The organism is Hymenobacter rigui, from assembly GCF_003944715.1.
GTDB lineage: Bacteria > Bacteroidota > Bacteroidia > Cytophagales > Hymenobacteraceae > Hymenobacter > Hymenobacter rigui.
In genome coordinates this window covers 115,775-141,366 of record NZ_RWIT01000008.1, presented here as the reverse complement: position 1 = coordinate 141,366, position 25,592 = coordinate 115,775, and the positions used below count along the sequence as shown (strand labels likewise).

Below are 25,592 nucleotides of genomic sequence, written 5' to 3'. Positions count from 1 at the left end.
ATTTTTTTCAATCGCGGCTGAGTTTATGCGGATTTACTAGAATGCCAAGTCCGAAATAATAAGGATAATTGTACATTTTGTAACCCGTAGCATTCGAAATATCTATTACGGCACGCTTGACATCCAAGAAGCTTTCTGTGTCGTGAAAAATAACACAATCACTGTGTTGCGCTGCCCAAAGCCCACACTCATATGTTTCAGTATAATTATGCACGATATCTACATGAGCGAGATCATAATAATTGCTGTCATATGGTATCCAGTCCTGGTAATTTGACTTAAACAAAGTAATGTTTTCATAAGCAGCAAGTCGGACCTTAGTTTCATGGTAATGTTCCTTTTTATTAAGGGTATGCCTATCACCATCAAAAGTATCTACACCAATTAATGTATCAAAATAATTTGATAGAGCTACTGCCGAGTAACCGAACTCGACTCCGAACTCAATACATAAATTTCTTCCTAAACCAAATTGAATTATTATGTCGTCAATTATTGATTCCAAGCCTCTCCAGGCAGAAACAACATTCAATAGCTTTGAAGGCCTTTTTTTGTTGAGTGGCTTATATTCGATCATACATGGCTTGAACTGAGACAAATCTTTGATCACTCCTTCTGACATGGCTTTTGTCGTTGCTTAAGTTTTGATATTATTAACCGATATGACGCAATGGCCTTTCCGGTAGGAGTGAAACGCAGCCCAGCTATGACTTGCACACTAGGCCTGAGTAGAGATTATCGGCTTAGGCTGGCCTGGACAGACCTTAGGCACGGATCGGTTGCGGCTGTTTAAGGGCGCGATAAGTCATGATCAAGTCAGAAGCCCTCTAAATCCGGCTTGCTGGGACCCACCCTGGCAGTGGCAGCAGGACGAAGCCAGGATGCGGCAAATCGAGCTAATGCAAAAGCGGGTCGAGCATGGCATGCTCCTTGTCGAGGGGGAGAGCTACCGGGGTATCTTCTGGCGGCTACGCCCCGGCGCAGCTCAATGACAGCAGCCGGCCTAGCATCCTGTAAGCTCCCAATTGTTCGTTACGCCAAAAGTTGGCGTGCTGGTGGGATGGTCCCGCTCGCCCAGTGAGCGCCAGAAAATGCACCACAGGCGTATCCCGTTAGTCCTTGACGGGCACACCCGTCGGTTAACGCCGACTTAAACGCTTATCAGATTTGCCATCGCCATTTAACAGATGGATGCTCTTACCTTACGGCGTATTGGATAACTCTTTCCATCTGAAAATTTGAGATTGTTTCATTTATTTCAGACCTCAACTTATCTACCGCGCTAAAGTCTATTAATGTTTTTTTCTCAAACTTATTCACTAACTCAAGAAAAATATTCCAATAGTTAGGGTTGTCATCTGGATGGGGAATATGACCAGAAACACCAAGTTCTTGCAGTCTCTGTGCTATATCTTCTCGGTCGTAACACAGGGTGCCTACTGTTAGAGAAGGAACCCGATTCATTATTGGATAATGATACATCCCTGAACCACACTGATGAATAACCAAGTTAGAAATTCCGCAGATGTAATTTAATGGAAGCAGCTTATTGTAAAATACGGCATGCTTAAATTCCTCATTTACAATGCAGTCAGAAGTGGTTATGATAGCATAGTTGCGTTTTGCGAAGAACTCTATGAAATTCTCAATAGGAGTTCTATCTATTGTGCCCGTTGTAATGAATACAACAGGCTTCTGTCCATTATTTTTGAAAAATTCATCCAATCTAACGGTTAATTCACTAGATGGCTTGTCCATAACAAGGAGCGGGCCTGAATAGAAGTATGATTCTCTATTCTTGATATTATTTGGCAAGCGCTCAATTGTTGGTATTCCGGGAATTATTTTAGCTTTTGGCTTAACATACTGTCGCAAAAAATTAAAATCAGGATCATTACAATTAGATGCGGCTAAATTTACGTCGCTTACATCCAAAATAAATTCTGACTTTTCATTGTAGTGACCTTTTTGAATAGAATGTATGTGATTGCTATTCCTATAGCGCTCATCGATGGATCTAAAAGTTCCGGTTCGCTGAATCGATATGCGAGGTATATTATTTTTTTCGGCGATTAGTGGAGTCAAGAAAGAATTATCTTCGATAATCAGTGATGGCTCAACTTGATCGTAAGCCTCTTTTTCCATTTTTATGATACTCGCTCTCATGCTCGAGACATTCTCGAAGGTAAGAGTGTTGTCTTCAACGGTATAATCGTAATCAATAGGTGCACACGGTATCCCTTGCATCATGAGAAACCTTTGAATAGTACGATTAACTAAAAAATGATTTTTAACAGCTGCGTTTTTTCTTATATGTCTCTGTTGTAAAACGTAGGCAGGGACGAAGTGTGAAAGGCCACCAGCAATATATGGGATAGTCAGGATTTTCATCGAAATGCAATTATTTTATTATTAAATGCGGATTTTTCCGTTCAATGGACTACACTGCGTTCAATTCGTGTTGGAACTGGGTCAACCCTCATGGCAAGCTCACTTCCAATGTTACCCTTTTTAACTAGTTTTAATATGATCTTGATTGTTGTTACGACTTTTTTTTAACAACAAAAAAAGCAAGATGATGAAGACTACACTATAAAGAACATCCAGCCAGGGCTTCTCAAAAGTCAACGTGTTAAAGCTGAAATGATTTGCTATTGCACTACCTATAATAACCAAGAGGATTATTAAGGTGATACTGAGATTTCTGGTTTTCATGTTTTTCTTGGTTTGCTTTTACATAAATAATCATTCAAATCATTAAACACTCATTCTTTTAAAATGAGTGTTTAATGATTTGAATGCTACAGGTTTCCTACAATGTTAATCAGAGAGAGCCCAGCACACACCGTAGCCAATACATACCCCAAGGACATAGGCACCGCACACTACGGTGGTTCCACCAGAAATCGTTTCCAGTTGTTCTTCGGTCAATGCTAGGTCATCGAAGTCAGGCTTGGCTGGAATGTTGAAATAGATCACAGACTCATCAGTCTGATCTTCTACTGCAATCTTCTTATTTTGAAACATCGTTACTTTCTTTCCTGTAACGAGTTCAATTGTTTCCACAGGATTTTTTATCAACTGCTCTTTAAAAGTGGAGCTTTCCCATGCTTTCTGTGCTAAAAGTTGCATTAACTCTGCACCTTCTTCTTGTTGTTCTTTTGCGGTAGCCATTGTTGCTAAATTTTATTTGGTTTGTTTTTTACTCGTGTGTTGCTGACCAAAGAGCAATTCCAACTACAAAACCATAACCTATGGCACAGAACGGAGTTGATCCACCTGCAACCGTTTCCAATTGCTCCTCGGTCAGCTCCAAGCTGTCAACATCAACTTTTCTTGGAATATTGAAATAAACCGTAGAAGTATCTGTTTGATCTACTACTACTAGTTTTTGCCCCTCAGCTAAATTGAGCTTGTGGCCAGCAAACTTCTCCATCGTTGCTGCTGGATTTTTCATCAATTCCTCCTTGAATTGAGGATCCTCCCAAGCTTTTTGTACAATTTCTGCGTTCAATTTTTGTTCTGCTGCAATTTCCATTGGGTTCGGTTATTAAAGTGTTAAATCAGATTGACTCTCAATAAACTAGTACTTTACGGGGAGTACTTCCCCCCCTTACGCCATTACTTCCTGCGTTCGGATGTTGCGCACCACTTCGTCGCAGTTGGCGCAGGCATTCGCTCCTTCCTGATCGTACCATCGGCAGCGGGTGCGGATAGCGCAGGCGATGAGCGTAGCATCTGCTTGGCGGTTCATGGCTTCAACAATTTTGCCCACCAGACCGCAGTTGCTGTTTTGCAAACTCCAGTGACCACAACCGGATTTAGCACAGTTGCTAGCAAACCGAAACCTTTCCTCGGGCTGGCGGACCTGCTGGCGGGCAGTATCCACGAAAACCTGGTCAATTATGACTGTTTCTTCGAGGTACTGAATGTGGCCGGTATCATCCTGAATACCAAAAAGTGCGGCACCGGGCTTAGCAGTCGAGCTGGGACAGAGTAGAGAAGCCATGACCTACCCGTTTAGGACTCTGCAGGTGTCGGAAAATCGGGTGTCAACATGCCCAGATTGGGCAGGTCGATGAGCGCACTAATTTTGCCGGGGTCAGCACCTCCACTGATCTGCTCCAGCACATCATCCGAAAGTTGGCCTTCCTCATCGATCTCGGCGAGTTTCTCCATGAACTCCTCCTGATTTTCAGCGTCTTCTTTCAGCGCCTTAACCTTGTGGTTAATTGAATTTTTCATGCTCTGTTTGATCTATGTATAGGTGATTTATTTTGCTGTGCTCAACGGTTTTGACCACGAAAAAAGATTGTCAGTACCTAGGCTAGATAGGATCAATGGTGTAAGGAGGGAAGAAAGGCGGTGGCATGGATAAATCCACACCGCCATGTCCCCCAGCCACGACTTCGAGTTGGTCTTCGTTCAACTCGACATCCTCCGTGTTCAGCTTAGCCGGAATATTTATGTACACCGTGGACTCGTCGGTCTGATCGCGCACTACCAGGGTCTTGCCTTCGGGCAGGTTGAATTTGTGGCCAGTGGCTTTCTCAATGGCCTGGGTGGGATTAGCTAACAGCTCGCTTTTGAACTGAGGGTCTTCCCAAGCTTTTTGTACGATTTCAGCGTACACACTTTGACTTTTTGAAAATTCCATGTGGTTGGTTGTTAAAAATGGTTAACTGAAAAAAGGTGATGGTTAATAATGGTTGATTGTTAGAAGGCCCAGTTGTTTTTCATTTGGGCTTCTTAAGTGTTTCCTGTTGAAGAACTAAATCAGTAACCGCGGGGAGCTATGGGCTTGGTAGAAGAATCATGAAACAGAATGCCATGGATCGACTTAGTAAGGATCCCAAGTAACAATGCCCCCTCAACCACGACTTCGAAGTGGTCTTTGTTTAACTCGACATCTTCTGTGCTCAGGCCAGATAGTTTGAACTAAATATTTTTCTGTCCTAATATTTATACACCGTGGACTCGTCGGTCTGATCGCGCACTACCAGGGTCTTGCCTTCGGGCAGGTTGAATTTGTGGCCAGTGGCTTTCTCAATGGCCTGGGTGGGATTAGCTAACAGTTCGCTTTTGAACTGAGGGTCTTCCCAAGCTTTTTGTACGATTTCAGCGTACACACTTTGACTTTTTGAAAAAATTTTATCTGCTCTATAAGTTAAGGCAACATTGAAAACGTTATGCTTTCAAATCTGCAGTAATTGAGTAGAGAGTCGTGAGAATTGTTAAGGCCCGATCAGCCAAAAATCGAAAAGTCATTCAGTATTACAATTCTGTGACTACGATTATCAAATAATTGATTTGATTCAATTATTTACTTTTGGAATATTAAACACTGTTCAAGTGAAGGGAATAAACTGCCGACAAAATCAGTCCAGATTTTATGGCCGCCACCCGCTACCGCTTCGAGCTGCTCTTCCGTCAACTCCAGGCTCTCCACTTCAGGCTCTACCGGTATGTTAACGTATATCTTGGATTTGTCGGTTTGGTCTGTAACGACCAAACTCTTTCCTTCTGGTATTACCACTTTAACACCGATCAGCTTTTCTATTGCCTTGATGGGATCTACCTGGAGCTCTTTTCTAAAGCTAGCATCTTCCCAGGCTTTAGATATGATTGCTTCGATAACCTCTTGTTTTCTCTGTTCCATCTTTTACTAATTATGATACAAATTTGACTTGCCTTTTTTTTATAAATCCGCCAAAATAACTGTTAAAATATAAACTATTATTTTCCGCTATTTGCTGTGAAAAAAAGAGTTTTACCGTCCCTGATATTGATGTCGTTTGATGTTGTAAAAATATATAGTGCATTTTCTGCAAACCTGCCAAATAATCCGAAAAAACGTAGGTATACCTTGTTTAGGCTATGACCTTAGCTACGCGCACTTCTCCACGAAGTACATGGCTGCCTCCCCTTTACCCTTGGCATGGACGTAGCCTCTGTATTCAAACGAGAAGCAATCTTCGTCTTTGATGATCTGGTACAGCGCCTCGCTGATATTGACTTTCCCTACCATGCCGCTGCTCTCCATCCGGCTGGCCGTATTGACCGTGTCCCCCCATACGTCGTACTGGAACTTCCTCACCCCAACGATCCCGGCAACGATTGGCCCAATGTGGATGCCCAGTCTCATTTCAAAGGCGGGGCGATTCGTCCGGTAGCCCTCGAGGGCTCTATCCTTAATAAACGCCTGCATCTCAAGCCCTGCCAAGACGATGTTTCTTGCTGAGTCCTTGTGCGCCTTAGGAATGCCCCCTGCTGCCATATAGGCGTCCCCTATGGTTTTTATCTTCTCGATCTGGTATTTCTCTGTAATCAGGTCAAATGCTTTAAAGCATATATTTATTTCCTCGACCAAGCTCTGGGGAGTCATCTTTTCGGCGGTCTCAGTGAATGACTTGAAGTCGGTAAACAGGATCGACACCAGATCGTAATCCTGGGCACTCACATTGCCTTTCTCCTTCAGTTCCTCCGCAATTTCTTCTGGAAGGATGTTTAATAGTAAAGTTTCGGATCGGTCCTTCTCGATTTGTAATGCCGACTTAGCCTTTCTGGTGTAGGCTAACCGGTTCCATAAGCCAGCCGCAATCAGGAGCACAAAGCACAGCGAGATGGCGATAAGATTTCTGTTTTTTTCTCGGCGCCGCACATCCTCTTTGTGGCTGAGCTTTACGGCATACTCTTTTTTGACGTAAGCTATGCTATCAACCAACTGCTGCTTTTGGAACTCCATGCCCATTATCCTATTGGACGTTTCCGCTAAGTTTAAGCTGTCCTCGTACGCGTTGGCTTGCTCATAATAGCGCAATGCCTGCCGATTGTTACCTAGTGACTTATGTGCCTGGTACAGACAATCACATCCACTCTTCTTTTGGGACATAGATCCCAGTTTTTCGGCCAATCTCAATCCATCCTGGCATTTTACTATTGAGCTTTTGTTCCTTCCCAACTTGTGCATAATGCTGCCAATGGCAATCTGCGATTCACTTTGGTACTGCAATCTGCCTACTTCATTTGCGTAGGTCAAGCAACGAGTGTAATAAGGCAATGCCCGGTTGTAGTCTGACTTCCCATAGAACAAATCACCTAAACTAGCGAGCGCGCTGATTTGCAATTGCTTATCCCTCTCTTCGTCTGCAATTTGTAATGCTTTGGTAAGGTTCTCGAAAGCACTATCGTACCTACCTTCTTTGGCATACACTTTCCCTATTGGTATTAGGGTTTCGCCAATATTTTTCCGATTGTTTAACTTTCTATGAATTGCATAAGATTTGCGAAAATGATCCATCGCATTCTTATAGTCATTGCCCTCCATGTAAATCAACCCGATGTTTCGGGTAGCTACAGCCAGATTCTCCTTCTCTCCAACTTCTTCAAATATAACAATAGCTTGCCTGTAGTAATCTAATGCTTTGAGATAGTCTCCCGAGGTGTTATATACACTGCCTATGTTATTTAGCAGTGATGCCACTCCTTTTTTATATTTAGATTTTTTGTATGATTCAATGCTCTTCTTGAAGAAGAATATTGTTTTATAATAGTCACCTTGAAAATAATTTATTACTGCAATGTAGTTGAAGCAGTCTCCTATTTTTTTGTGATTATTAGTAAGGGCATACCGGTTGATGCTTTTTTGGAAAAGCGACAGGGATTGCTCATACCGCTGGGAATTCAAGTATTTTTCACCAAGATTAAAAAGACTGTCGGCTGATGTTTGGCCATTAGTTAAATTCGCCTCTTTACCGACCTTTGTGGAGTCGGATTGCGCATATAGCAATTCTCCTGGTCCTTTTGCTAGAACCAGGAGAATTAGTAACATAAATATGCGAGATATGCTCACGGTTTGAGTATCAAACCTCCATCCACACCGCCGGACACAATATCAAGCTGTTCTTCAGTTAGTTCAACGTCTTCTGTGTTTTGTGTAGATGGAAGGTTGATGAAAATAGTAGAAGGCTCTGTTTGATCAACAATTGCTATTTTCATCCCTTCAGGCAGAATAACCCGACGTCCTAAGAAGGTTTCTAAACCCGCGGTAGGGTTTTCTAATAGGATTTTCTTAAATTGAGCATCTTCTTCTACTTTTTTAGCCAGTCGTTGCAGAAAAGCTGGATCATTCATCAGTTCCATAGTTTTTGTGGGGTTACGTGGTTGATTATTTATTGATGGTACCTTTAAGATGCTCTCACTATTTCGTTTTAAGAAACAAGTTTTTTTTCGACCACATTCAGGTCTTTTCAGTTCAGGAGCACGATGGGAAATAGCGCAAACGGAACGATGATCCGAGAAGTGAGTCCTTATTATATCACGAGTCTAAGCCTGCCGTCAGCTCTTGCTCATACACGGAAACGCGATTGCTTGCTGAGCAAAATTATTTCTTTTTTTTGCCATATAACTGACAAATATTCCGATAAAACCCGAGTATCTGCGGAAGTACGTCGGTTAACAGAGCGGATGCCCCAACACAGAATACGCAAACTCATTCATACGAATCGTGAACCAGCGTTACATTCGAAATCGAATCTACTTGACCAAAGAAGAGCAAAACCTGATACAAGCCACACCAATTTTACTGGGTGGGGCGGGCATTGGGAGTGTGATCGCCGAATGTTTGGTGCGGTTTGGCTTTGAAACCATCACGCTGATTGATGGCGACGTGGTCGAGCTAACTAACCTCAACCGACAGAACTACCTAGAATCAGACCTAGCAATCCCAAAAGTAGAGGCCCTGAAAAACAGGTTGATTGCTATCAACAGCAACGCCAAAATCACCGCTTATAACTGCTTTATAACACCCGATACCATCAAGAGATTCGTGCCTGGCCACACGATAGCCATAAATGCATTGGACTTCACGTCGGAGGTCCCTCTGTTATTCGATAGCGTATGCCAAGAACACGACATCCCCATCTTGCACCCCTATAATTTAGGATGGAGTGCCTTGGTCATGGTCATTTCTGGAGACATCGGACTGGATACCCTGCGAGTAGCGGATCGGCCGTTCAATGAGCTAAGTGTTGTGCAGTACGTATCAGACTACATGAGAGGCAATAACCGTCCACTGGAATGGCTCGATGAGACGATAAGAAAGTACAAGGCAGAAGAAGAGCACCTTTCACCCCCCCAGTTGTCAATAGCATCTTGGTTAGCGGCAGGAGTCTGCACGCAGATTATCTTCGATCTTGTCACGGGGAGATCGGTGAAGAAATTCCCGGAATTCTATTTGACTACTATCCGGGACGCTGATGCTGTTTAGCATCACAAGCGAGACTTCCGAATAATTTTGAAACCCAAGGGGAGCAAAGTATTCCATTGGGAGCAATTCGGCTATACCCTTATGCTTTCTTATTCAGTCTTTCAACCGCGGGCAGCGCTGCTACTCCCTACAAAGCCCGAAGTATAGAGGTCTGACGTTTGGAGCAACTTCACTTGAGGAGTAGATCAGAAAGCTTAACCCGAATGAGGTCCTTTTTAAAGCTTACTGCTACTTGACATAAACCGACTTATACGACCGCTTAGGTGAACTTATGCGTTATTTAGTCCATCCTCTTGGCTTGCGCTTTACCTGCCCCTTCCAATGAACCGGAAATATGCTTATTGCGCTTCGCTGGTGGTTGCCCTGATGGGTAGCAGCGTCCTGGCCCAAATACCACCCAGAAAACACGTCGCAAGCCGGTGGTCGTACGGCCCCGGGTAAGGGAAAAGCCCAAGTCTTCCGTTGAACCATGGGAGTGCCATATAGGCGAAATAGAGTTTGCCAGGGAACAGATGTGCCTCTTTGAGTTGGGCGATACACTTGGCCAGCCGCTCGAGGCGAACTGGGTCTGGACGTACGTGGAGCAAATGCCGACGCTGAACAGTCAAAACGCCTTAACCGGCAGCATGGCGGCCATCCACCAGTATTTAATCGTACCCCCGGCCGCCCCGGACGGCCGCGTGTTTGTGCGGTTCGAGGTCGATACGGAAGGCCGTGTGCGCCATGCGCAGATTGCGAGGGGGGCTGCGGGCCGATGTGGATTCGGCCGTCATGGCGGCCACGCGGCAGCTTCCACGTTTTGTTCCCGGCCAGCAAGCAGGGCAGGTGGTGGTCGTGCGCTTTACGGTACCCGTGACCATTCCGGTAAAGAGGCAGCCGTAGGCTCCGCCGCCGCGTTGTTGGGCTAAGTTGGGTGGGTTTTGATAACTCCCTCCTTATTTTATTCGGACCGTTTTCCTGAACGCATGTTCGCCCCACTACCTAGATCGGTTTTGGGATCCGTGCACCGCAAGTTGTTTCCCGATAGAAAACGGTTGTCCGGAGAATTTACACGAACGGGCCCGCCGTTGCGCGGGAACGCGTCCAGCCGGGCAACTAAGGCCGAACCGCCGCGGCACGCTGCTCCAGCCGGCGTACCTCTGGCATGGTCACTATCTGATAGGGAATGCCGAGGCGCTGCGCGTTTTCTTCCACCGACGAGTCAAATCCGGCCTGCTTCCGGCGCTCGTTCACGGCGGCGGCATTTTCCACGGGCCAGATCAGGTTCACGGTTTCCGCCTGGCCTCGGGCATTGGGTACGCGGAAGCTGCGGCCCTGGGAGCCATAGACCTGGGGCCGGCCTTCCTGCATGAGTTTGCGGTCCAGCATCAGGGCGTAGAGTCGGAAAGGCACCTCGCCCTGTTCGGCGGCCCGCGCAATCAGGGGCAGAAACTCCGCAATACGGGCCGAGTGCTGTATCACGAGCAGGGCGACCTCGTTGGTGGGCTCCCCGACCAGGGTTTCACCGGGGTAGCCGTGCTGGCGGATAATCTGCGCCACGCGGAGCAGGTTGGTCGAATCGACCGGGCGGATCAACGACGTGAGGTGGGCCGTGACGTGCCCGAGGGGCAACCGCGCCGCCCGGGCCAGCGAATCGAGGCGGGGGTGGCGGGGCTGGGTCATGGCCAGCATCAGCAGCGCCCGGTGTTGCTGGTCGCGCACCTCGATGCTATCCAGCTCCCGCTTTAAGTGCCGGTTGATTTCAGGGGGCGCGGCCGTCAGGGGACGGGCTTGCTCGTGGCAGGCCAGCAGCACGCTGGCCCCCAGCATCAGCGCGGCGAGGAACGAGGACAGGGACAAAGGCAAGAGATTTACGGAACGTACACATCTGGCGAGGAAGGCGGGACCGCTCTTGACAATCATATCGCTCGTTATAATAAAACCCCAGATCGACACCTCAAAAGACAAGTCGATTCGATCACGTGAGCCAATCGTGAGCCAATTCACCTATCGAAAAATACGCCTCTACAGCGTCCATTCAGCTAATTGCCGTTGAGCGCCATCCGGTGGTGAGCCCATCATGAGCCAATCAACCGGTACTCTGTTCCGGCTCCGCGGGTCCCGGTTTTCTGCAGGTAGCCGCTCTTCTCTAACTCGCCCAGGTAGCGCGTGGCCGTGGGCTTGCTCACCCCCAGTTGCTGCTGTACCAACGTATTGGTAATACTGCCGTGTTGACCCGTGTAGAGTAGTACTGGAATCAGCTCCGCGCGCACGCCTTGTTGCTGCCAGTAGGCCGGGGAGTACTCGGCGAAGGCCACCACGAAACCCGAGGCCTCGAAGTAGAAGCGCGGGGCCGGCAGGTGGACGGCGCGGCACTCGCTGAGGATCTTGAGGGTGCCGCGGCCCCAGGATTCGATGTAGCCGGCACGGAAGAGGGTGTTGGCCACGTCTGGGTTGAAGGGTTTCGATGGGTGTTTGCGCAACAGGTTCTCCACCGTCCAGCTGTCGGGCAGGTCGCCTTCGTTCCAGAACTGCAATCGGTGCTCGTAGACACTAACCTGCACGGGGGTGCCGCCGCTGTAGTCTTTGTGGGCCAACGCATTGAGCAGGGCCTCGCGCAGGGCAGCAGTGGGAAACGGAGGTTCTTCCAGGCGGCTGGCGCCTTCGTAGCACACTTGGGCCTTGGTGTATTTGGTCTGCAGCAAATCCAGCGTGCGCTCGACCTGCTGCAGTAGCGGTCCATGCACTTCGTTTTGGTAGCGCAAATCGTCGTCGGTGGCAAAGAAGCCTATCTTAACGTAGGCCCCGGTGATGAACTTCGGCCTTGGTTAAAAGTTTGGTCCAAAAGTCGCATTTGAAGCGGTAGTATACTATCCTCCAGCAGCTTCCCATTCAACAGTGAGCAACGCACCCAAGTCGAAGCGTAGCGCATCGCTCAGGGCCTCGTCGGAGAAATCGAATTCCCCTTGCAGGTTGATGTGCTGCCAGCTCACGGGCGAGATGCGGGCGATGGCATCGGCCAGGGCCTGCCGCTCGGCAGGTGGGGCCTGGAACAGCTGCTGGTTCAGATACAAGCAGTTCCAGCACACAATCACGTTTTGCACCAGCCGTTTGCTGGCATCAGCGACCTGCTGTTCTTCCTTGCCGGCGTAGCGAAACTGGCCATTTTGCCCATAAAACACGGCGCGAGCGAACTGGTGCGTGCTTTCGAGCTTGTCGAGTTGGTCGTCGATGCGTTTGCGCAGGTCCTGGTCGTCCATGTAGCGCAGGCAGCCAGCGCCCAACGCGCTTTCCCGACACTTTTCGTGCCCAGCCACTGGAGGTGACGTACTGGACCCGTCGGCAAGTAGATAGCATCCAGGCGGCTCTGGGTGCTACCCGCGGGGAAAGGCAGCAGCGGCTGGGGGACTCAGCGGCGCGGTGCCGGGTCTTTTTCGGCGACGGCACGGACGACCGGCAGTTCCGCCTCTTCTATCGCCCCCTGGCCACCCCCACCCGGTGGGTGGAGATTAACTTAAACCCCTGGCTGCGGCGCTTAAATCCTTGGCTGAAAGAAAACGACAACTACTTGGCCTATATGCACGCCTACGTGGTGAACCTCGACCGCCGCGGGCCCGAAGAAATCATGGTGAAGACGGGCGGTGGCACCGGCGTGCAGGGCTACCGCACGGTCGTCGACCAAACGCTCCTGTTATCCCTCGACGGCCCGCCGCGCCTGCTCTGGCAGAGCATCGACGGGCGGCGGGAGGAGGTGCCGCCCACCCCGTCCGTTGAACCGGGCGAAAGGGTGGGCGGTAACCGGGCCGAGCGTAGCCGAACCGTGGCCCTGCGCAACGGCCTTATGTACGTCTCAAGCATCCACAAATCGGGCAGGTTTGAGGAGCCCGACCCGCAACTGACGCCCATTACGCCAGGCTACTACCAATATCAGAAGGGGCGTTTTCGGCGCGTGACGCTCTCAAAAAGCGCAGCCCATCCCAAGCCCGAATAGACACGCAGCACAGCGCAATATCAGGGCTTGAATAGTTAAACGTCGCGCTGGGTGGTGCGCCAAATGCGACTTTTGGACCAAACTTTTAACCAAGGCCAGAGATGTACAAAGTACTCAACGGGCTGGGTAACGTCGACAACTACCTCGCCATCTTCGCGGGGCAGCCCTTCGAGGGCTTGTCGCTGCTCGGATAAGAAAAGCCCCGACCATCTGGCCGGAGCTTTTCTTTTATTCTACGCGTGACTATGTTCTACAAAGGCAAACCCAGTGCCTGGTGCACGCAATGCGTCACTGCTTCCCGGCCTACTCGCTCTGTCTCGTCTGGCTGCTCCATCAGGTAGCGATCCACGACATAGCTGATGGCCTGGCTTGGGCCCATCGCCTGCCAGCCCAACCGGCTGATAGACACGTAAGCCGGAAAGTCATTGAACAGGTCCCGCTGAAACGCAAAGACCAACGGATCAGCACCGGCATCCTGCAGCCGGGCGGCCAATACGAATTGAACAGAAGAATTATTTGCTATCATATTTAGTATTTGCATTCAATATACTACTATTATTAGCAATAAAACAAGCTCTATTTATGTCACAAGAGATTCTATGCGCCGTTTGCGGAGACCCATTAGTAGAAGGCACCTGGGCTACGATTGTTCGCTGGAACCTTCCGCTGGACACGCCTATCTACAAATCGTATTTGTGGAGAGTAGAAAGACATAAGGGGAAACTGGTGCTGGTGGCGCAGGACACATACCAAGTGCTCCCAATCACCCCGGATACGGCCAGCGAATTAGGAGTTATTCAGCCATCCAACGCCCTATCCATTCTCGATTACCCATCCCAATGGCAGGCATGGCGGGCAGATGGCTGGGGGATCTACTTTATGGACACCTTCGACAACGGGATTATGATCTGCGCCAACAGCAAAAAGCTCTATTACACCAATCGAATCAGCGGGGAGGACTTTGCAGAATGCTTGCGCACACCGGGAGGCATAGAGAGGTTTCTGATGACCAGCCTACAAAGCGCCAACAAGGCCACACAGCGTAAGCGGCCTGATCAGTTCCCTGCAAATGGATCAATACTCACCACTGAATAACAGCCCTCCTTTCCTCAAGCACTTCACTTTTCGTATACAATCGCAAACTATAAGCAGTGATACATTGTACATTCGTCGAAGAAATTTCAACAGAAAAATAGCGGGCCAATGCCCGACCCGCTACATCCTAGTGGCGATTCAACCAGTGGTTTCCCACTGCCCGGATTACCGCTCCTAAGACTGCTTTATACAGCTCTAGGGAGACGCGAAATCATCCGCTTTCATCGGTCCGTTTCGCTTTTGCACTTGCCCTTTTGTCCATTGCCTTGGATGTTTAGGGTGCCAGATACCCTACTTATCCAGAAGCCTAAGTTGTTCCACCAACTTGGGCTTCGCTGTTTATAGACAGCAGCCGCACAGTGAGGAACAAACCAGTAGGATGTCACTACCAACAGCACTCGGTATGCTTCCCGTAGAACAGCGCTCTAGTGCCGTGAAAGGGTTTTGTTATCCATCCTACAGTGACATGTTCCAGGCCAGCCACATCCCTATAGTTCGGGGAGCTGCACCAGGTCCGCATACGCCAGCAAGGGGGCTTTACTCTGGAATGCCTGACAGTGATAATACAGGTCTACCTGCGTATCGTAGGAAAGCTCTGCAAAGGAATCCTCCAGGTGATAGAGGCGAATCTCTGTGTCCTGCCATCCTGCGCGTGTGCCCAGCAAGGTTCCTTCTGCCAACACCAGGGCAATCTGAGCGAAGTCGGGCATCTGCTGAAAGAACTCACACGGGGGCAGCGGCATAGGAAGCAGGATATGGACGCAGGATGTCGGTCAAAGGTCTCCCGTAGAAGCGACTCCGCAAAGTAGCACGCCCCGCTATCAGGTCTGTGTACTACAGTTCATCTATTGCCAGAGTCCCCGTTGCGTGAGACCTTTGCACGAATGGCTGAGCTTTACTTCTCCAACCCCATTGCGACCGTGTGGCTTGACCCGATGCATGTTCGGGTGGAATACAAACCGGGTCCGCGGCAATTTGAGGAATTCACAGGTCTACTCCAGCACCTGATGCGGGCCTTTACGCACCACCGGGTGTGTAAAGCCTTTATTGATCAACGGGAGATGGAGCCGTTCACTGCGCAGGAGCAGGCGTACGTGCTGCAGCAGTGGCTACCGGTCGCAATTATGCAAGGCGGATACTGCTTTGGGGCCGTGCTGTCGGCTAAGAACGTCTTTGCGCGCCTGGCCACCACCATTATTACTAACCAAGTGAAGGGCTTGCCGATGACCTACCAGTATTTCGAGGATGAAGCCCTGGCCCTGGCGTGGTTGAGCCAGCAGCAGGTGTAGCAACGTGACGGCTGCCGACTGCGGCACCTGCCACAGCTGCAGGCAACTGCACCAAGGCCGCGTATGCCTGCAGTTAGAAGACGTTGCGTAACATGCAGCCGTCCTGAATGGCGTTTAGCGCTGCATTACATAAGGCGATATGCCTACTTTTACGACCTTGCTTCGCCCAAGCTCCCTTCTATGTCGTACTCCTTGGTTGATCTGAACTTGCAGCAGTTCCCCGATGCATACCTGGCCGGCACGTGGCGGGTAGAAAGTCGCGCGTTGCACAGCGCTCCTCAGACCGCTCCGTTAGCGCAAGCTACCCACCTGCATCTGCACGAAGAAGGCCTGCGATTGGATACGCTTGGTACGCCCCTTTCCGGTGACTGGTGCGTGACGCGTGATCCGCTGCTCAGTCGCCCCTACTTGGAATTCAGTGTAGGCGGTGAGACCGTGCGCGCGTTGATCACGCGCCTTCGCCGCTCCACCGATGGACTTTACCAAGCCCTGGTGCTGTATTTCCAGTCCGGCCTGGAATTGGTTTTAACGCAACCCTAACCCTTGCTCCGTATGCAATCGTCGGATATTGAACGCCTGCAAACCGCCGTGGATGCGGCGGGGGTGGGCACCTGGGATTTTAATCCCCTGACCGGTAGCCTCATCTGGTCCGATCAGTGCAAACGCATTTTCGGTCTACCCGTGACGGCCGTCGTCACCTACGAGGATTTTCTCAATGGTGTGCACCCGGAGGATCGCGCGCACACGCATGCTGCCGTTGAGCGGGCATTGGATCCGGCGGGTGCCGGCACATATGACATTGAGTACCGTACGCGCTGGCAGGAAAGCGGTCCAGCCCATTGGGTACGGGCGACGGGCAAAGCCTTTTTCAACGCGGACCGGACGCAGGCCCAGCGCTTCATTGGGACGATCACGGACGTGAGCGCGTATAAAGCGCTCGTGGAGCAGCTCACCCGGGCGTATGAAGACTTAGAAGTCAAGGTCACTTTCCGCAATTTGGCCCTGGAGCAAGAGGTAAGTCAGTTACGAGCGCAGCTCGCCCGGTCAGAGGGAAACCCGTAGCCGCTACCGGGCGAGCGGCAGGGTGAATGGGTGCCTTGGTAGCGAAAGCCCCAGCCGGGTGGCCAAGACTTTCGCTGTATACCCGCCTACAACGGGTTGACGGGAACGCCCCCATGCAACGGGCGGGCAAGCCCATCAGTGAACGGGGTGCTCTCAGAAAACAAAACAGTCAACACGCTAAGACCTGGACGCGGGCAGCTGGTGTGCCCCCGCCACCTCGGTGTAGGTACAGGCGACCAGCTAAACCCAGCTGTATACATTCTTTGGGCTTTGTCTCATCCGCGTACGGGCTGTTTCAGTGGATTTTCCCGTACGCTATGACAACTAGCGGGTGCCGGCGCGCTCTGCGGGACGCACCTGAATGTTTACGCTTGCAGCCACAATTCAGCTCCCCCCCTGCTCGCTACCTTTGCTTCCCTGCCGGTGCTGGAGACCGTACCAAAACGTACGCCAGCCCGATTCAAAAGCGGCCTCAGCGGAAACCTGCTGTTTTCCGTATCAACCAGGAGGCTGCGTGCTGGCTTGCTCACGCCCTGACAGTAAATCCGTTTATGGCAGACTATTTCAGCCACTTGCCCCCCGGCCTCCCCACCGACCCGACCCTGCTAGCCACGCTGCTGAATATGCTGCCGATGGGGGTTATGTATTATACCCCCATCGTGGATGCCACGGGCGCGTTGACGGACTTGGCGCTGGCCTACCTCAACCCGGCCGCCCAGCGCATGACGGGTCTGCCTGCCCAGCCGGGCACTACCTACCGCCAGCAGTTTCCGACGACCGACGAGAACGGCGCCTGGGAGTTTCACCGCCGGAGCTGGCTTGCCCGGGAACCCCAGCAGTTTCAGTTTTACTACGATGCGGACGGCTTCGACAGCTACTTCCGCGTCACGGGCCAGCACCTGGGAGAAGGACTGCTGACCGTTTTTACCGATACGCAGGACGAAGTACGCAGCCAGGCCGAGCAGGCGCTGCTCGCCAGCCAGGCCCGGGAACGGCAGCGCACCCAAGAGCTGGCGGCGGCGCAGGCCGCCACCGAGCGCGAGCGGGCACTGCTGCAAGCCCTGCTCACCCAGGCCCCGGTGGCTATTGCCTTGTTTCAGGGCGAGCAACTGCAGGTAGCGACCGTTACCACCGAGATGGCGACTATCTGGGGCTACACGCCCACCCAGGTGGTGGGCCGGCCCCTGCTCGAAGGCGTGCCCGAATTGCGCGGCCAGGGCTTTGATGACCTGCTGCGGCAGGTGTTACACACCCGCGAGCCGGTCATGGGCACGGAAACCCCAGCCCAGCTGCTACGGGACGGCCAGCTGCACACCAGCTACTACAACTTCATCTACCAGCCGCTTATCGACGCGCAAGGGCAGATACTCGGCGTGATCGACGTGTCGGTGGACGTGACCCAGCAGGTGCTGGCCCGCCGGCAGGTCGAGCAGCTCAATCAGGAGCTGGAAGTCCGCGTGCAGGAGCGCACCCGCCAGCTCAGCGAGCAGCAGGCGCTGCTAAACCGCATCCTGGGGCAGGTACCCGCGTCCGTGGCTACGCTCCACGGGCCCGACCACCGCTATTCGTTTATCAATGAACACTACCAGCAGCTGGTGGGCAACCGGGTAACGCTGGGGCAGTCGGTCGCGGAGGCCCTGCCTGAAGCCGCGGAGCAGGGCTTCGTGGCCCTGCTCGACCAGGTCTACCAGACTGGGGAGCCCTACGCCGGCGACGAAACCCTGCTGCTGCTCCAGCAGCCGACGGGCCCGCCCACCGAGCACTACCTCAATTTCGTGTACCAGCCCCTGCGCGACGACCAGGGTCAGGTTCACGGCATCCTGGCCTTTGCCGTGGAGGTGACCGAGCAGGTGCTGGCCCGGCGGGAGCGCGAAACTCAGCGCCGTGAGCTGGCCACCCTCTTCGAGCAGGCCCCGGCCGGGGTGTGCATCCTCGACGGTCCGGAAATGGTCTACAGCTTTGCCAACCCGGCCTACCAGCGGATATTGCCCGGCCGCGAGCTGCTGGGCCACTCGGTCCTCGATGCCTTACCGGAGCTGCGGGGCACCGAGGTAGAAACCCTGTTACGGCAGGTATATATCACGGGCAACACGTACCAGGCGCAGGAGCAATGCATTCCCGTTGCCCGCGCTGACGGGAGTGGCGAGCTGGAAAATCGGTATTTTACGCTGGTGTACCAGGCCCGGCGCGACGAACACCACCGTATCACGGGCATTTTCAATCTGGTGGTGGAAGTAACCGAGCAGCTGCTGGCCCGTCAGCAGGCCGAGCAGAGCCGCCAACAGGTGCAGGTCCTCAACGAGGAGTTGGCCACCATCAACCGGGAGCTGCTTACCAGCAACGACGAGTTGTACGCGAGCAACACCCAGCTCACGCGCACCAACGTGGACCTGGACAACTTCATCTACACCGCCAGCCACGACCTGAAGGCGCCGATTACCAACATTGAGGGGCTGCTGCTGGCCCTGGAGCACGAACTGCCGGCCGCCAACCGCCCGGGCGACGTGTCGCTGATGCTGACGATGATGCAGGAGGCAATCGAGCGCTTTCAGCGCACCATCGTTCACCTCACCGACCTGAGCCGCCTGCAGAAGGAGCATAACCCGGCCAGCGCCGCCGTGGCCCTGGCCCCGGTGGTGGAGGCCGTGCGCCTCGACATCATCCCGCTGCTGGCGCAGACCCGGGGCCAGCTGACGGTCAGCATCCCCGAAGGCCTGACGGTAATTTTCGCCGAGAAGAACCTGCGCTCGGTGGTGTACAACCTGCTCAGCAACGCCTTCAAGTACCACCACCCCGACCGCGTGCCCGTGGTGCAGCTGCGCAGCGGGCTCGCCGACGGCTACGTGGTGCTGGAAGTGCAGGACAACGGCCTGGGGCTGGACCTGGCGCAAGGGCAGGAGCGGCTGTTTGGCCTGTTTCAGCGCCTGCACACCCACGTCGAGGGCACGGGTATCGGCCTGCATATGGTCAAGCGCATGCTGGAAAACGCCGGCGGGCGCATCGAGGTGAGCAGTCAACTGGGGCAGGGCACCACGTTCCGCGTGTATCTTCGGCGGTAAGGCCGCCCGGAAAGCCCCCGCATCGTATACGCAAGCCATGCCTACAATTCCCCTCGTGCTACTGGTGGATGACGACTCCACCACCAACTTTCTGCATAAGAAGCTGCTGCAGCGCCTTGACGTAACGGACGACATCCGGGTAGCCCTCAACGGGCAGGAAGCCCTGCGCGCGCTGCAGCAGTTGGGTCAATCGCCCTGGGCCGACCAGTCGATCTTGGTGTTACTGGACATCAACATGCCCGTGATGACCGGCATCCAGTTTCTGGAGGTGTACGCGCAATTGCCGGCCGCGCTGCGGCGGGCAGTGGTAGTGGTGGTAGTAACCAGCTCCGTCAGCCCCCGGGACCGGGAGCGGGCGCAAGAGCTGCCCATTGCGGATTACCTGGACAAGCCCTTGACGCAGCAGCAGGTGGAGCGCGTCGTGGCGCAACACTTCGCTACCTAGCACCAGGAAGGTGGTACGGGTCACCGCGGTAATTCGTTTTGTGAGACAACCCCTAATAAGACCGTGCAGGCCACGACAAGCTACCGACTTTAAGCAGATACCACCGAGGCAGCTCTTGGCAGTTGCCGATAGGTGACAGTGCAAGCCGGGGTGAACAGTTGCACCGGTGAGACTGTGCACGTTTGATACAGCCGGAAAACGGCTTTGCTACACAGGAAACGAAAAAGCCGTTGAGATTGGCTTTTTGCTACGTGACGCGTAAGGATTACCTGGTGATACCCTGCTCCCGGCTTTGGGGTTGGCGTTCCCGCTCCAGCTGGCTTACGGCATTGACACGGGCAGCTCGGCCCCCGAGACCTTCGTCTACCACCACTCTTTCGGAGCGGGCCGCCCGATCCAGTGTACTACTGATCGCCTCAATCGTTTCCCGTTTGAGTAAATACGCGACGTTCATCCACGTGCGCTGATCATCCAGGCCTTCTTATAGCAGTGGGGGATAAAATTACGCTAAGCCGTTTCCAAGGGCTTTCGCAGGCTGCGCAGCCCGTTAGGCTCCACTTCCACTTGGCGGGGAAAGGTATACTTGCCTAAGCGGTTGATGTGCTCGTAGCGGGCAGGAGGAGGAAGGTGAATGCAATCGGGTTCTGCGAGTCGTATTAGAGGAAAGTATTCTCAAGGGCCGGCCCCATCAGGCTGTGGAACACCACGTACATGCAAGAGGCCCTCCAGCCGCTGCAGACCGAAGGGGCTATCCAGTCGAGAAAGCCCACTTCCAATACATCTGCCCCGACTGGTCATACCTATTTGTTCATTTATACGACCTTTTGCGTGAACAGATTACGGCTATAATTCCGATGGCAGAAGCGGCTGAGCGGAGGCGTGGGCTCAGGGTTAGTTAAATTTGCGGAAGTGCATGTACCAATTCCATTCCCACGTCGTGCCTTGGTCTGGGGAAAAGGCTTGGCTCCAGACCGGGTTGTGCGGGTCGCGCGCATCCCAGCGAAAGGCGACTAGACTGGGCCGGTCCTGAAATACGTCTTGAGTGAAAAAGTGAGCCACTTGATTTTCAAACGAACCCGTTACCGGGGGCTGCAGGACTCTGTAGAGTCGGCCCAGTAGATGCTCCACAGGCGGGTGTGCGGGTTGAATAGGCGCAGCGACAAACCCTCGAAAGGCTGCCCTGCGAAGGTGGCGAGGTAGTTGTCGACGTTACACAGCCCGTTGAGCACTTTGTACATCTCCTGGGTGGACTCGAACTCGTCCCACTCCTTGCACTGGTTGAGCCGCGTCTTAAGCCTGCGGTTGTGCAGGCGCCACTTGCCCTGATAAAAGTCGAAGTCGTGCTCGGAGGAGGTCGGAGAAGGGATGACTTGCAGGGCCCCGGTGGCATCAAACGTTACAGGGGGAATTGCCAGAGGGATAGAAGTGAGCATGCGGCTGAGGGGGCTAGGAGGTGGAGGTGTTAACAGTGGTATGTAATTTGGGGCATGGAATATCTGCTAACCGACGCGCAGTGGGGACGCATCGCGCCGCTGCTGCCGGGCCGAGAAGGTACCAAGGGCGGGCGGGGCTAGGACAACCTCCGCTTTGTGGAAGCGGTGCTCTGGCTGTTGCGCAACGGCGGCCGCTGGCGGGCTTTGCCGGCGGCGTGGGGCAACTGGCACACGACGTACACGCGCTTCCAGCGCTGGACCGCTTCCGGGGTGTGGACCCGGGTGCTGGCCGCGGTGCAAGAAGACGATGCGCTGCACACGTTGCTGGTCGATTCGACCACGGTGCGGGCGCACCAGCACGCGAGTGGGGCGCGCAAAAAAACGGACCGCAAGCCCTCGGGCGCAGCCGCGGCGGCCTGACCACCAAACTGCACGCCGTGGCCGATGCCTCCGGCCGGCCCGTGCGCCTCAGCCTTACCGCCGGTCAGCGCCACGACGCCCCGCAGTCCTTGCCGCTGCTCGACGGTTTCGCCCCAGCTTACCTCATTGCCGAACGCGGCTATGATTCCGACCCGCTCGTGGCCGTCTTGGCTGCTCGCGGCACCTGCGCCGTGATTCCGCCCCGACGCAAGCGCCGCCACCTGCGTGCTTACGCCCCCCCCCGCTATGCCCAGCGCCATCCCATCGAGCGGCTCTTCAGCCGCCTCAAGCAGTTTCGCCGCGTGGCCACCCGCTATGACAAATTGGACACGAATTTTTTAGCCTTTATTCACCTGGCCGCAACCGTCCTCTGGTTGCGTGACTGTTAATACTTCCTAGCTACTTGGCCTGCCGGTAATGTCTGGCCTCGGCCAGAAACACCAGCCCCCAGACGGTAATCATCAGCAAGCCGAAGTTGGACATAATCACCGGGTCGGTTTCGGGATAACGGTATTGGTGCCCCCCGCGACAAGACCACTACAGCCAGAATATTGATCAGCCCGCAGGCAATGAACCAGTTGCGGATGAAGGTGTGGCGCATGCGTAGCAGCTGATTAGTTTTGAGATGCCGCCCTCTACCCTGATCGGGTCCGGGGTCAGGTTTGCGACTTTTACAGCCGTTGAATAAGAAAGGTAAGCTGGATCCGGCTATGGGAAGGCGGGGGCAGCTACCGGCCCGATGCAGCAGTTGTTCAAGCAGCAGCCCGACAGCGCCGGCCGGGACCTAGTGCAGGTCGAAAAAGACAACTATGCCTGCCACTGTGGATTCGTTGGTTTACGGGCGTTGATACCGGGAAACCGGCCGTTGGTGTAATAATCTTTTCGGGGCGCCGGAGACAAAGTAGGTTTGAAGCAGCAAGTAAGAAAGTGGCAGGCGCTTAGCACCACCTGCCACTTTCTTGCAGTTTTCACACTCTATCTCCACGTATGCGTCGCTTATTCTACTGCGTTTCCTTTTTACTGAGTATGGGCTTAGCCTCTCCCTTGGCTATCCAGGCTCAGACCACCGCCGAACCCGCAGCCCCGGCAGCAACGACTCCGGCACCCGGTTTTCGGCCCACCACTCTGCTCAAGCTCGGCACCGGCATCACGCGCGGCCTGACTATTGGCGGCTATCTGGGCACGGCCCTGCCGGTGGTGGCCGGTGTGGAGTGGCAGATGGCACCGGCCTGGTCTCTGTACGGCAACGTGAGCAGCGGCTGGCGGGTAGGGGCCCGCACTGCCGCCCCGGACGGGCGTGGCCGGTCGGCCATCGTCACGGAGCTGGGGATTGACCTGGGTGTGCGCCGCTACTATAACCAGGAGAAGCGCCGGGCCGCCGGGCGGGAAACCGGGCCCTTCGTGGGCAATTACGTAGCCGTGCAGGCCACCACCAGCTTTACGCCCTACTACGCGCCCCGGCTCTACCACGAGGTTTCGGCCCTGTCGGGACTGTGGGGCACACAGCACCGGCTGGGCGGCCACGGCCTGCTCGATGCCTACGTGGGCGGCGGGCTGGAAACCCGTCGGCTGAATATGCGCTACCGGGGCGTGCAGCTTCGTCCGCATCTGGAAGTGGGCGTTAAGCTGAGCCTGGTGCACTAGCCGTCCGCTACCACCGCGTAGTTTACTTTCTGAAGGCAAGTTTTATGAACACCTTTACGCCATCCTCGACTCGTTCATTTCCAGTGCCAATCAGCGTGACACGTTACAAAACTATTCTTTACCATTTGGCTGTATGGATTGGCTATTATTTATATGAAGCAGCTTATGTGTTAGGAGTAAAAATACCTTTTCCGCATCCAATAGATTCCCTTTTTCAGTTTTCGCTATATGCATGCGTAGTATATGCGCACAGTGAGTGGCTGTTTCCTAAGCTTTTTATTACGAAAAGATACAAGGTTTACACAGTCAGCGTAATTGGCCTGCTAATAGGTTATATAATAGCCCGCTACCTCGTTACCTTGCTGCTGTTGCGCCTCCATGTGCCACTATTAATACCTGTTCTCTCTTTCCGGATTATTGCTTCATATGGCATATTGCGTGGAGTACTTTTCTATACATACAGCCTAGCCTATGCCTATATGTCCTACGCTATTCGGGTGCAGAAGCAACTCCGGATGCAGGAACATCAACTTCGGGTACAGGAGCGGGGTTTGTTGGAGGCGGACATTGCCTTTCTGAAAAGCCAGATCAACCCGCACTTCCTCTTCAACGCCCTCAACTTCCTCTACGCCCAGGTCTACCCGCTCTCCGAGCCCACGGCCAAAAGCGTGCTGCTGCTCTCCGACATCATGCGCTACGCCCTCAACGAGGGGGGCGAGCACGGCAAGGTGATGCTGGACAAGGAAATCCAGCACCTGCGCAACTACGTGGCCTTGAATCAGCTGCGCTTCGGCCACAAGCTGCAGGTGCAGCTGCAGGTGGAGGGCAGCACCCAGTTTCTGCTGATCCTGCCGCTGGTGCTCATCACCTTCGTCGAGAACTGCTTCAAGCACGGCGAGCTGTTCGATGCCGCTTACCCGGTGCTGGTGCAGGTGCGGGTGCAGGAAAACCAGCTCACCTTCTTCACCAGCAACCGCAAGCACGGCGGCCCGGTGGAGCACTCCACCGGCATCGGCATTGACAACACCCGGCGGCGGCTGGCGGCCATCTACCCCGGCCGCCATCAGCTTACGGTGCACGACACGCCCGAATCCTACGCTACCCACCTGACCCTAAGCCTGTAGTGATACGCTGCCTGATTGTAGACGATGAGCAGGGCGCCATCGACATCCTGCGCCAGTTTGTGGCGAAAACGCCCTTTCTGGAGCTGGTTGCCAGTACTACCAACCCCGTGGAGGCCCTGCGCCTGGTGGCCACCCAGCCCGTGGACCTGGTGTTTCTCGACATCCACATGCCCCAGCTCTCGGGCCTCGATGCCATGCCGCTGCTCACGGGCAAGTGTCAGGTGATTCTGACCACGGCCTACAGCGAGTTTGCCCTCCAGGGCTTCGAACTGGAAGCCCTCGACTACCTGCTCAAGCCCATTGCCTTCGAGCGGTTCCTGAAAGCCGCCCAGAAAGCCCTGAAAGCGCAGGCCCCACCCACCCAGCCCATTGCCCCGCCGCCCGACAGCTACATCTTCGTCAAGACCGAAAGCAAGGGCCGCATGCGCAAGGTCAGCTTCGAGGAAATCGTGTACGTGGAGGGGCTCAAGAACTACGTATCCATCTACACCGAGCAGGAGCGCATCGTCACCCTGCTCAATATCAAGGACCTGCAGGAACGGCTGCCACCAACCCAGTTCATGCGGGTGCACAAGTCCTACATTGTGTCGCTGCCCAAGATTAAAGCGCTGGACGGCAACCTGATTCTGTTTCAGGACGGCAAGGCCAGCGCCCCGCTCGGTGACACCTACCGGCGCGGCTTCTTCGAGGCGCTGCAACGCCACGTGGTGGGCAGCTAGGGACGCGCCCCGGCTATTTTCTGCGTCTGACCTCCCGCGCAGCGCACCCCTTCGGTGGCGTGGG

At 53.5% G+C, this 25,592-nt stretch carries 28 protein-coding genes and 1 pseudogene; 12 read left to right on the top strand and 17 right to left on the bottom strand.

What is annotated here, in order from left to right; all coding sequences use genetic code 11:
- Positions 1–7: 7 nt before the first annotated feature.
- The 11 genes from EI291_RS15025 to EI291_RS14975 all read right to left on the bottom strand — a co-directional run bounded on the left by EI291_RS15025 (position 8) and on the right by EI291_RS14975 (position 8,142).
- Positions 8–622: a class I SAM-dependent methyltransferase gene (locus tag EI291_RS15025; RefSeq protein ID WP_125421582.1), complete on the bottom strand. Its 615-nt coding sequence runs from the start codon at positions 620–622 to the stop codon at positions 8–10.
- A 575-nt stretch (positions 623–1,197) separates the two neighbouring features.
- Positions 1,198–2,391, bottom strand: a complete 1,194-nt coding sequence (locus tag EI291_RS15020; RefSeq protein ID WP_125421579.1) for a glycosyltransferase family protein — start codon at positions 2,389–2,391, stop codon at positions 1,198–1,200.
- Between the two features lie 429 nt (positions 2,392–2,820).
- A complete protein-coding gene (locus tag EI291_RS15015; RefSeq protein WP_125421576.1) occupies positions 2,821–3,174 on the bottom strand; it encodes a TOMM propeptide domain-containing protein in 354 nt (117 codons plus the stop codon).
- Between the two features lie 28 nt (positions 3,175–3,202).
- On the bottom strand, positions 3,203–3,538 hold the full coding sequence (locus EI291_RS15010) for an NHLP leader peptide family RiPP precursor (protein ID WP_125421573.1): 336 nt from the start codon (positions 3,536–3,538) through the stop codon (positions 3,203–3,205).
- A gap of 75 nt (positions 3,539–3,613) precedes the next feature.
- On the bottom strand, positions 3,614–4,009 hold the full coding sequence (locus tag EI291_RS15005) for a hypothetical protein (protein WP_125421570.1): 396 nt from the start codon (positions 4,007–4,009) through the stop codon (positions 3,614–3,616).
- An 11-nt stretch (positions 4,010–4,020) separates the two neighbouring features.
- On the bottom strand, positions 4,021–4,245 hold the full coding sequence (locus EI291_RS15000) for a hypothetical protein (protein ID WP_125421567.1): 225 nt from the start codon (positions 4,243–4,245) through the stop codon (positions 4,021–4,023).
- Positions 4,246–4,327: 82 nt separating this feature from the next.
- Positions 4,328–4,657, bottom strand: a complete 330-nt coding sequence (locus EI291_RS14995; protein ID WP_125421565.1) for an NHLP leader peptide family RiPP precursor — start codon at positions 4,655–4,657, stop codon at positions 4,328–4,330.
- A 298-nt stretch (positions 4,658–4,955) separates the two neighbouring features.
- Positions 4,956–5,129, bottom strand: coding sequence for a nitrile hydratase subunit alpha (locus tag EI291_RS14990; RefSeq protein WP_240635561.1), 174 nt, complete (start codon positions 5,127–5,129; stop codon positions 4,956–4,958).
- Positions 5,130–5,323: 194 nt separating this feature from the next.
- On the bottom strand, positions 5,324–5,659 hold the full coding sequence (locus EI291_RS14985; RefSeq protein ID WP_125421559.1) for an NHLP leader peptide family RiPP precursor: 336 nt from the start codon (positions 5,657–5,659) through the stop codon (positions 5,324–5,326).
- Positions 5,660–5,887: 228 nt separating this feature from the next.
- Positions 5,888–7,831, bottom strand: a complete 1,944-nt coding sequence (locus tag EI291_RS14980) for an adenylate/guanylate cyclase domain-containing protein (protein WP_125421556.1) — start codon at positions 7,829–7,831, stop codon at positions 5,888–5,890.
- A gap of 17 nt (positions 7,832–7,848) precedes the next feature.
- Complete coding sequence (locus EI291_RS14975) at positions 7,849–8,142, bottom strand: NHLP leader peptide family RiPP precursor (RefSeq protein WP_125421553.1); 294 nt, start codon at positions 8,140–8,142, stop codon at positions 7,849–7,851.
- A gap of 364 nt (positions 8,143–8,506) precedes the next feature.
- Between EI291_RS14975 and EI291_RS14970 the strand changes: the two genes are divergently transcribed.
- On the top strand, positions 8,507–9,268 hold the full coding sequence (locus EI291_RS14970; RefSeq protein WP_125421550.1) for a HesA/MoeB/ThiF family protein: 762 nt from the start codon (positions 8,507–8,509) through the stop codon (positions 9,266–9,268).
- A gap of 1,095 nt (positions 9,269–10,363) precedes the next feature.
- Here EI291_RS14970 and EI291_RS14965 read toward each other — a convergent pair.
- From EI291_RS14965 to EI291_RS14955, 3 genes are all read right to left on the bottom strand, one after another.
- On the bottom strand, positions 10,364–11,107 hold the full coding sequence (locus tag EI291_RS14965) for a DUF6624 domain-containing protein (protein WP_125421547.1): 744 nt from the start codon (positions 11,105–11,107) through the stop codon (positions 10,364–10,366).
- A 218-nt stretch (positions 11,108–11,325) separates the two neighbouring features.
- Complete coding sequence (locus tag EI291_RS14960; RefSeq protein ID WP_125421543.1) at positions 11,326–11,994, bottom strand: ATP-binding protein; 669 nt, start codon at positions 11,992–11,994, stop codon at positions 11,326–11,328.
- Positions 11,995–12,117: 123 nt separating this feature from the next.
- Complete coding sequence (locus tag EI291_RS14955; RefSeq protein WP_125421540.1) at positions 12,118–12,564, bottom strand: Tn3 family transposase; 447 nt, start codon at positions 12,562–12,564, stop codon at positions 12,118–12,120.
- Between the two features lie 5 nt (positions 12,565–12,569).
- On the opposite strand from EI291_RS14955, the gene EI291_RS14950 reads away from it, so the two are divergent.
- Positions 12,570–13,238, top strand: coding sequence for a hypothetical protein (locus tag EI291_RS14950; protein ID WP_125421537.1), 669 nt, complete (start codon positions 12,570–12,572; stop codon positions 13,236–13,238).
- A gap of 250 nt (positions 13,239–13,488) precedes the next feature.
- Here the strand turns inward: EI291_RS14950 and EI291_RS14945 are convergent, their stop codons facing one another.
- Positions 13,489–13,764, bottom strand: a complete 276-nt coding sequence (locus tag EI291_RS14945) for a hypothetical protein (protein WP_125421534.1) — start codon at positions 13,762–13,764, stop codon at positions 13,489–13,491.
- A gap of 56 nt (positions 13,765–13,820) precedes the next feature.
- On the opposite strand from EI291_RS14945, the gene EI291_RS14940 reads away from it, so the two are divergent.
- Positions 13,821–14,333 carry a hypothetical protein gene (locus tag EI291_RS14940; RefSeq protein ID WP_125421531.1) on the top strand — a complete coding sequence of 171 codons (513 nt, stop codon included), beginning with the start codon at positions 13,821–13,823 and terminating at the stop codon, positions 14,331–14,333.
- A 488-nt stretch (positions 14,334–14,821) separates the two neighbouring features.
- Here the strand turns inward: EI291_RS14940 and EI291_RS14935 are convergent, their stop codons facing one another.
- Entirely contained in the window at positions 14,822–15,076 is a 255-nt protein-coding gene (locus EI291_RS14935; RefSeq protein ID WP_148103417.1) for a hypothetical protein, read from the bottom strand.
- Between the two features lie 141 nt (positions 15,077–15,217).
- Between EI291_RS14935 and EI291_RS14930 the strand changes: the two genes are divergently transcribed.
- The 5 genes from EI291_RS14930 (at position 15,218) to EI291_RS14910 (ending at position 20,188) form a co-directional block, all read left to right on the top strand.
- Entirely contained in the window at positions 15,218–15,622 is a 405-nt protein-coding gene (locus EI291_RS14930; RefSeq protein ID WP_125421525.1) for a hypothetical protein, read from the top strand.
- A 180-nt stretch (positions 15,623–15,802) separates the two neighbouring features.
- Entirely contained in the window at positions 15,803–16,162 is a 360-nt protein-coding gene (locus EI291_RS14925; RefSeq protein ID WP_125421522.1) for a hypothetical protein, read from the top strand.
- Positions 16,163–16,174: 12 nt separating this feature from the next.
- On the top strand, positions 16,175–16,684 hold the full coding sequence (locus EI291_RS14920) for a PAS domain-containing protein (protein WP_125421519.1): 510 nt from the start codon (positions 16,175–16,177) through the stop codon (positions 16,682–16,684).
- A 551-nt stretch (positions 16,685–17,235) separates the two neighbouring features.
- On the top strand, positions 17,236–19,743 hold the full coding sequence (locus EI291_RS14915) for a PAS domain-containing sensor histidine kinase (RefSeq protein WP_170172661.1): 2,508 nt from the start codon (positions 17,236–17,238) through the stop codon (positions 19,741–19,743).
- A 37-nt stretch (positions 19,744–19,780) separates the two neighbouring features.
- Complete coding sequence (locus EI291_RS14910; RefSeq protein ID WP_125421514.1) at positions 19,781–20,188, top strand: response regulator; 408 nt, start codon at positions 19,781–19,783, stop codon at positions 20,186–20,188.
- A 1,079-nt stretch (positions 20,189–21,267) separates the two neighbouring features.
- Here EI291_RS14910 and EI291_RS14905 read toward each other — a convergent pair.
- Positions 21,268–21,621, bottom strand: coding sequence for a hypothetical protein (locus EI291_RS14905; RefSeq protein WP_205701607.1), 354 nt, complete (start codon positions 21,619–21,621; stop codon positions 21,268–21,270).
- A 54-nt stretch (positions 21,622–21,675) separates the two neighbouring features.
- Here EI291_RS14905 and EI291_RS14900 point away from each other — a divergent pair.
- The 4 genes and pseudogenes from EI291_RS14900 (at position 21,676) to EI291_RS14885 (ending at position 25,528) form a co-directional block, all read left to right on the top strand.
- A pseudogene (locus tag EI291_RS14900) lies at positions 21,676–22,430 on the top strand (IS5 family transposase).
- A 598-nt stretch (positions 22,431–23,028) separates the two neighbouring features.
- Positions 23,029–23,685: a hypothetical protein gene (locus EI291_RS14895; RefSeq protein ID WP_148103416.1), complete on the top strand. Its 657-nt coding sequence runs from the start codon at positions 23,029–23,031 to the stop codon at positions 23,683–23,685.
- 479 nt (positions 23,686–24,164) lie between these two features.
- Complete coding sequence (locus EI291_RS22910) at positions 24,165–24,809, top strand: sensor histidine kinase (RefSeq protein WP_170172660.1); 645 nt, start codon at positions 24,165–24,167, stop codon at positions 24,807–24,809.
- Positions 24,809–25,528, top strand: coding sequence for a LytR/AlgR family response regulator transcription factor (locus EI291_RS14885; protein WP_125421505.1), 720 nt, complete (start codon positions 24,809–24,811; stop codon positions 25,526–25,528). The genes EI291_RS22910 and EI291_RS14885 overlap by 1 nt, the downstream gene beginning before the upstream one ends.
- Positions 25,529–25,592 lie beyond the last annotated feature (64 nt).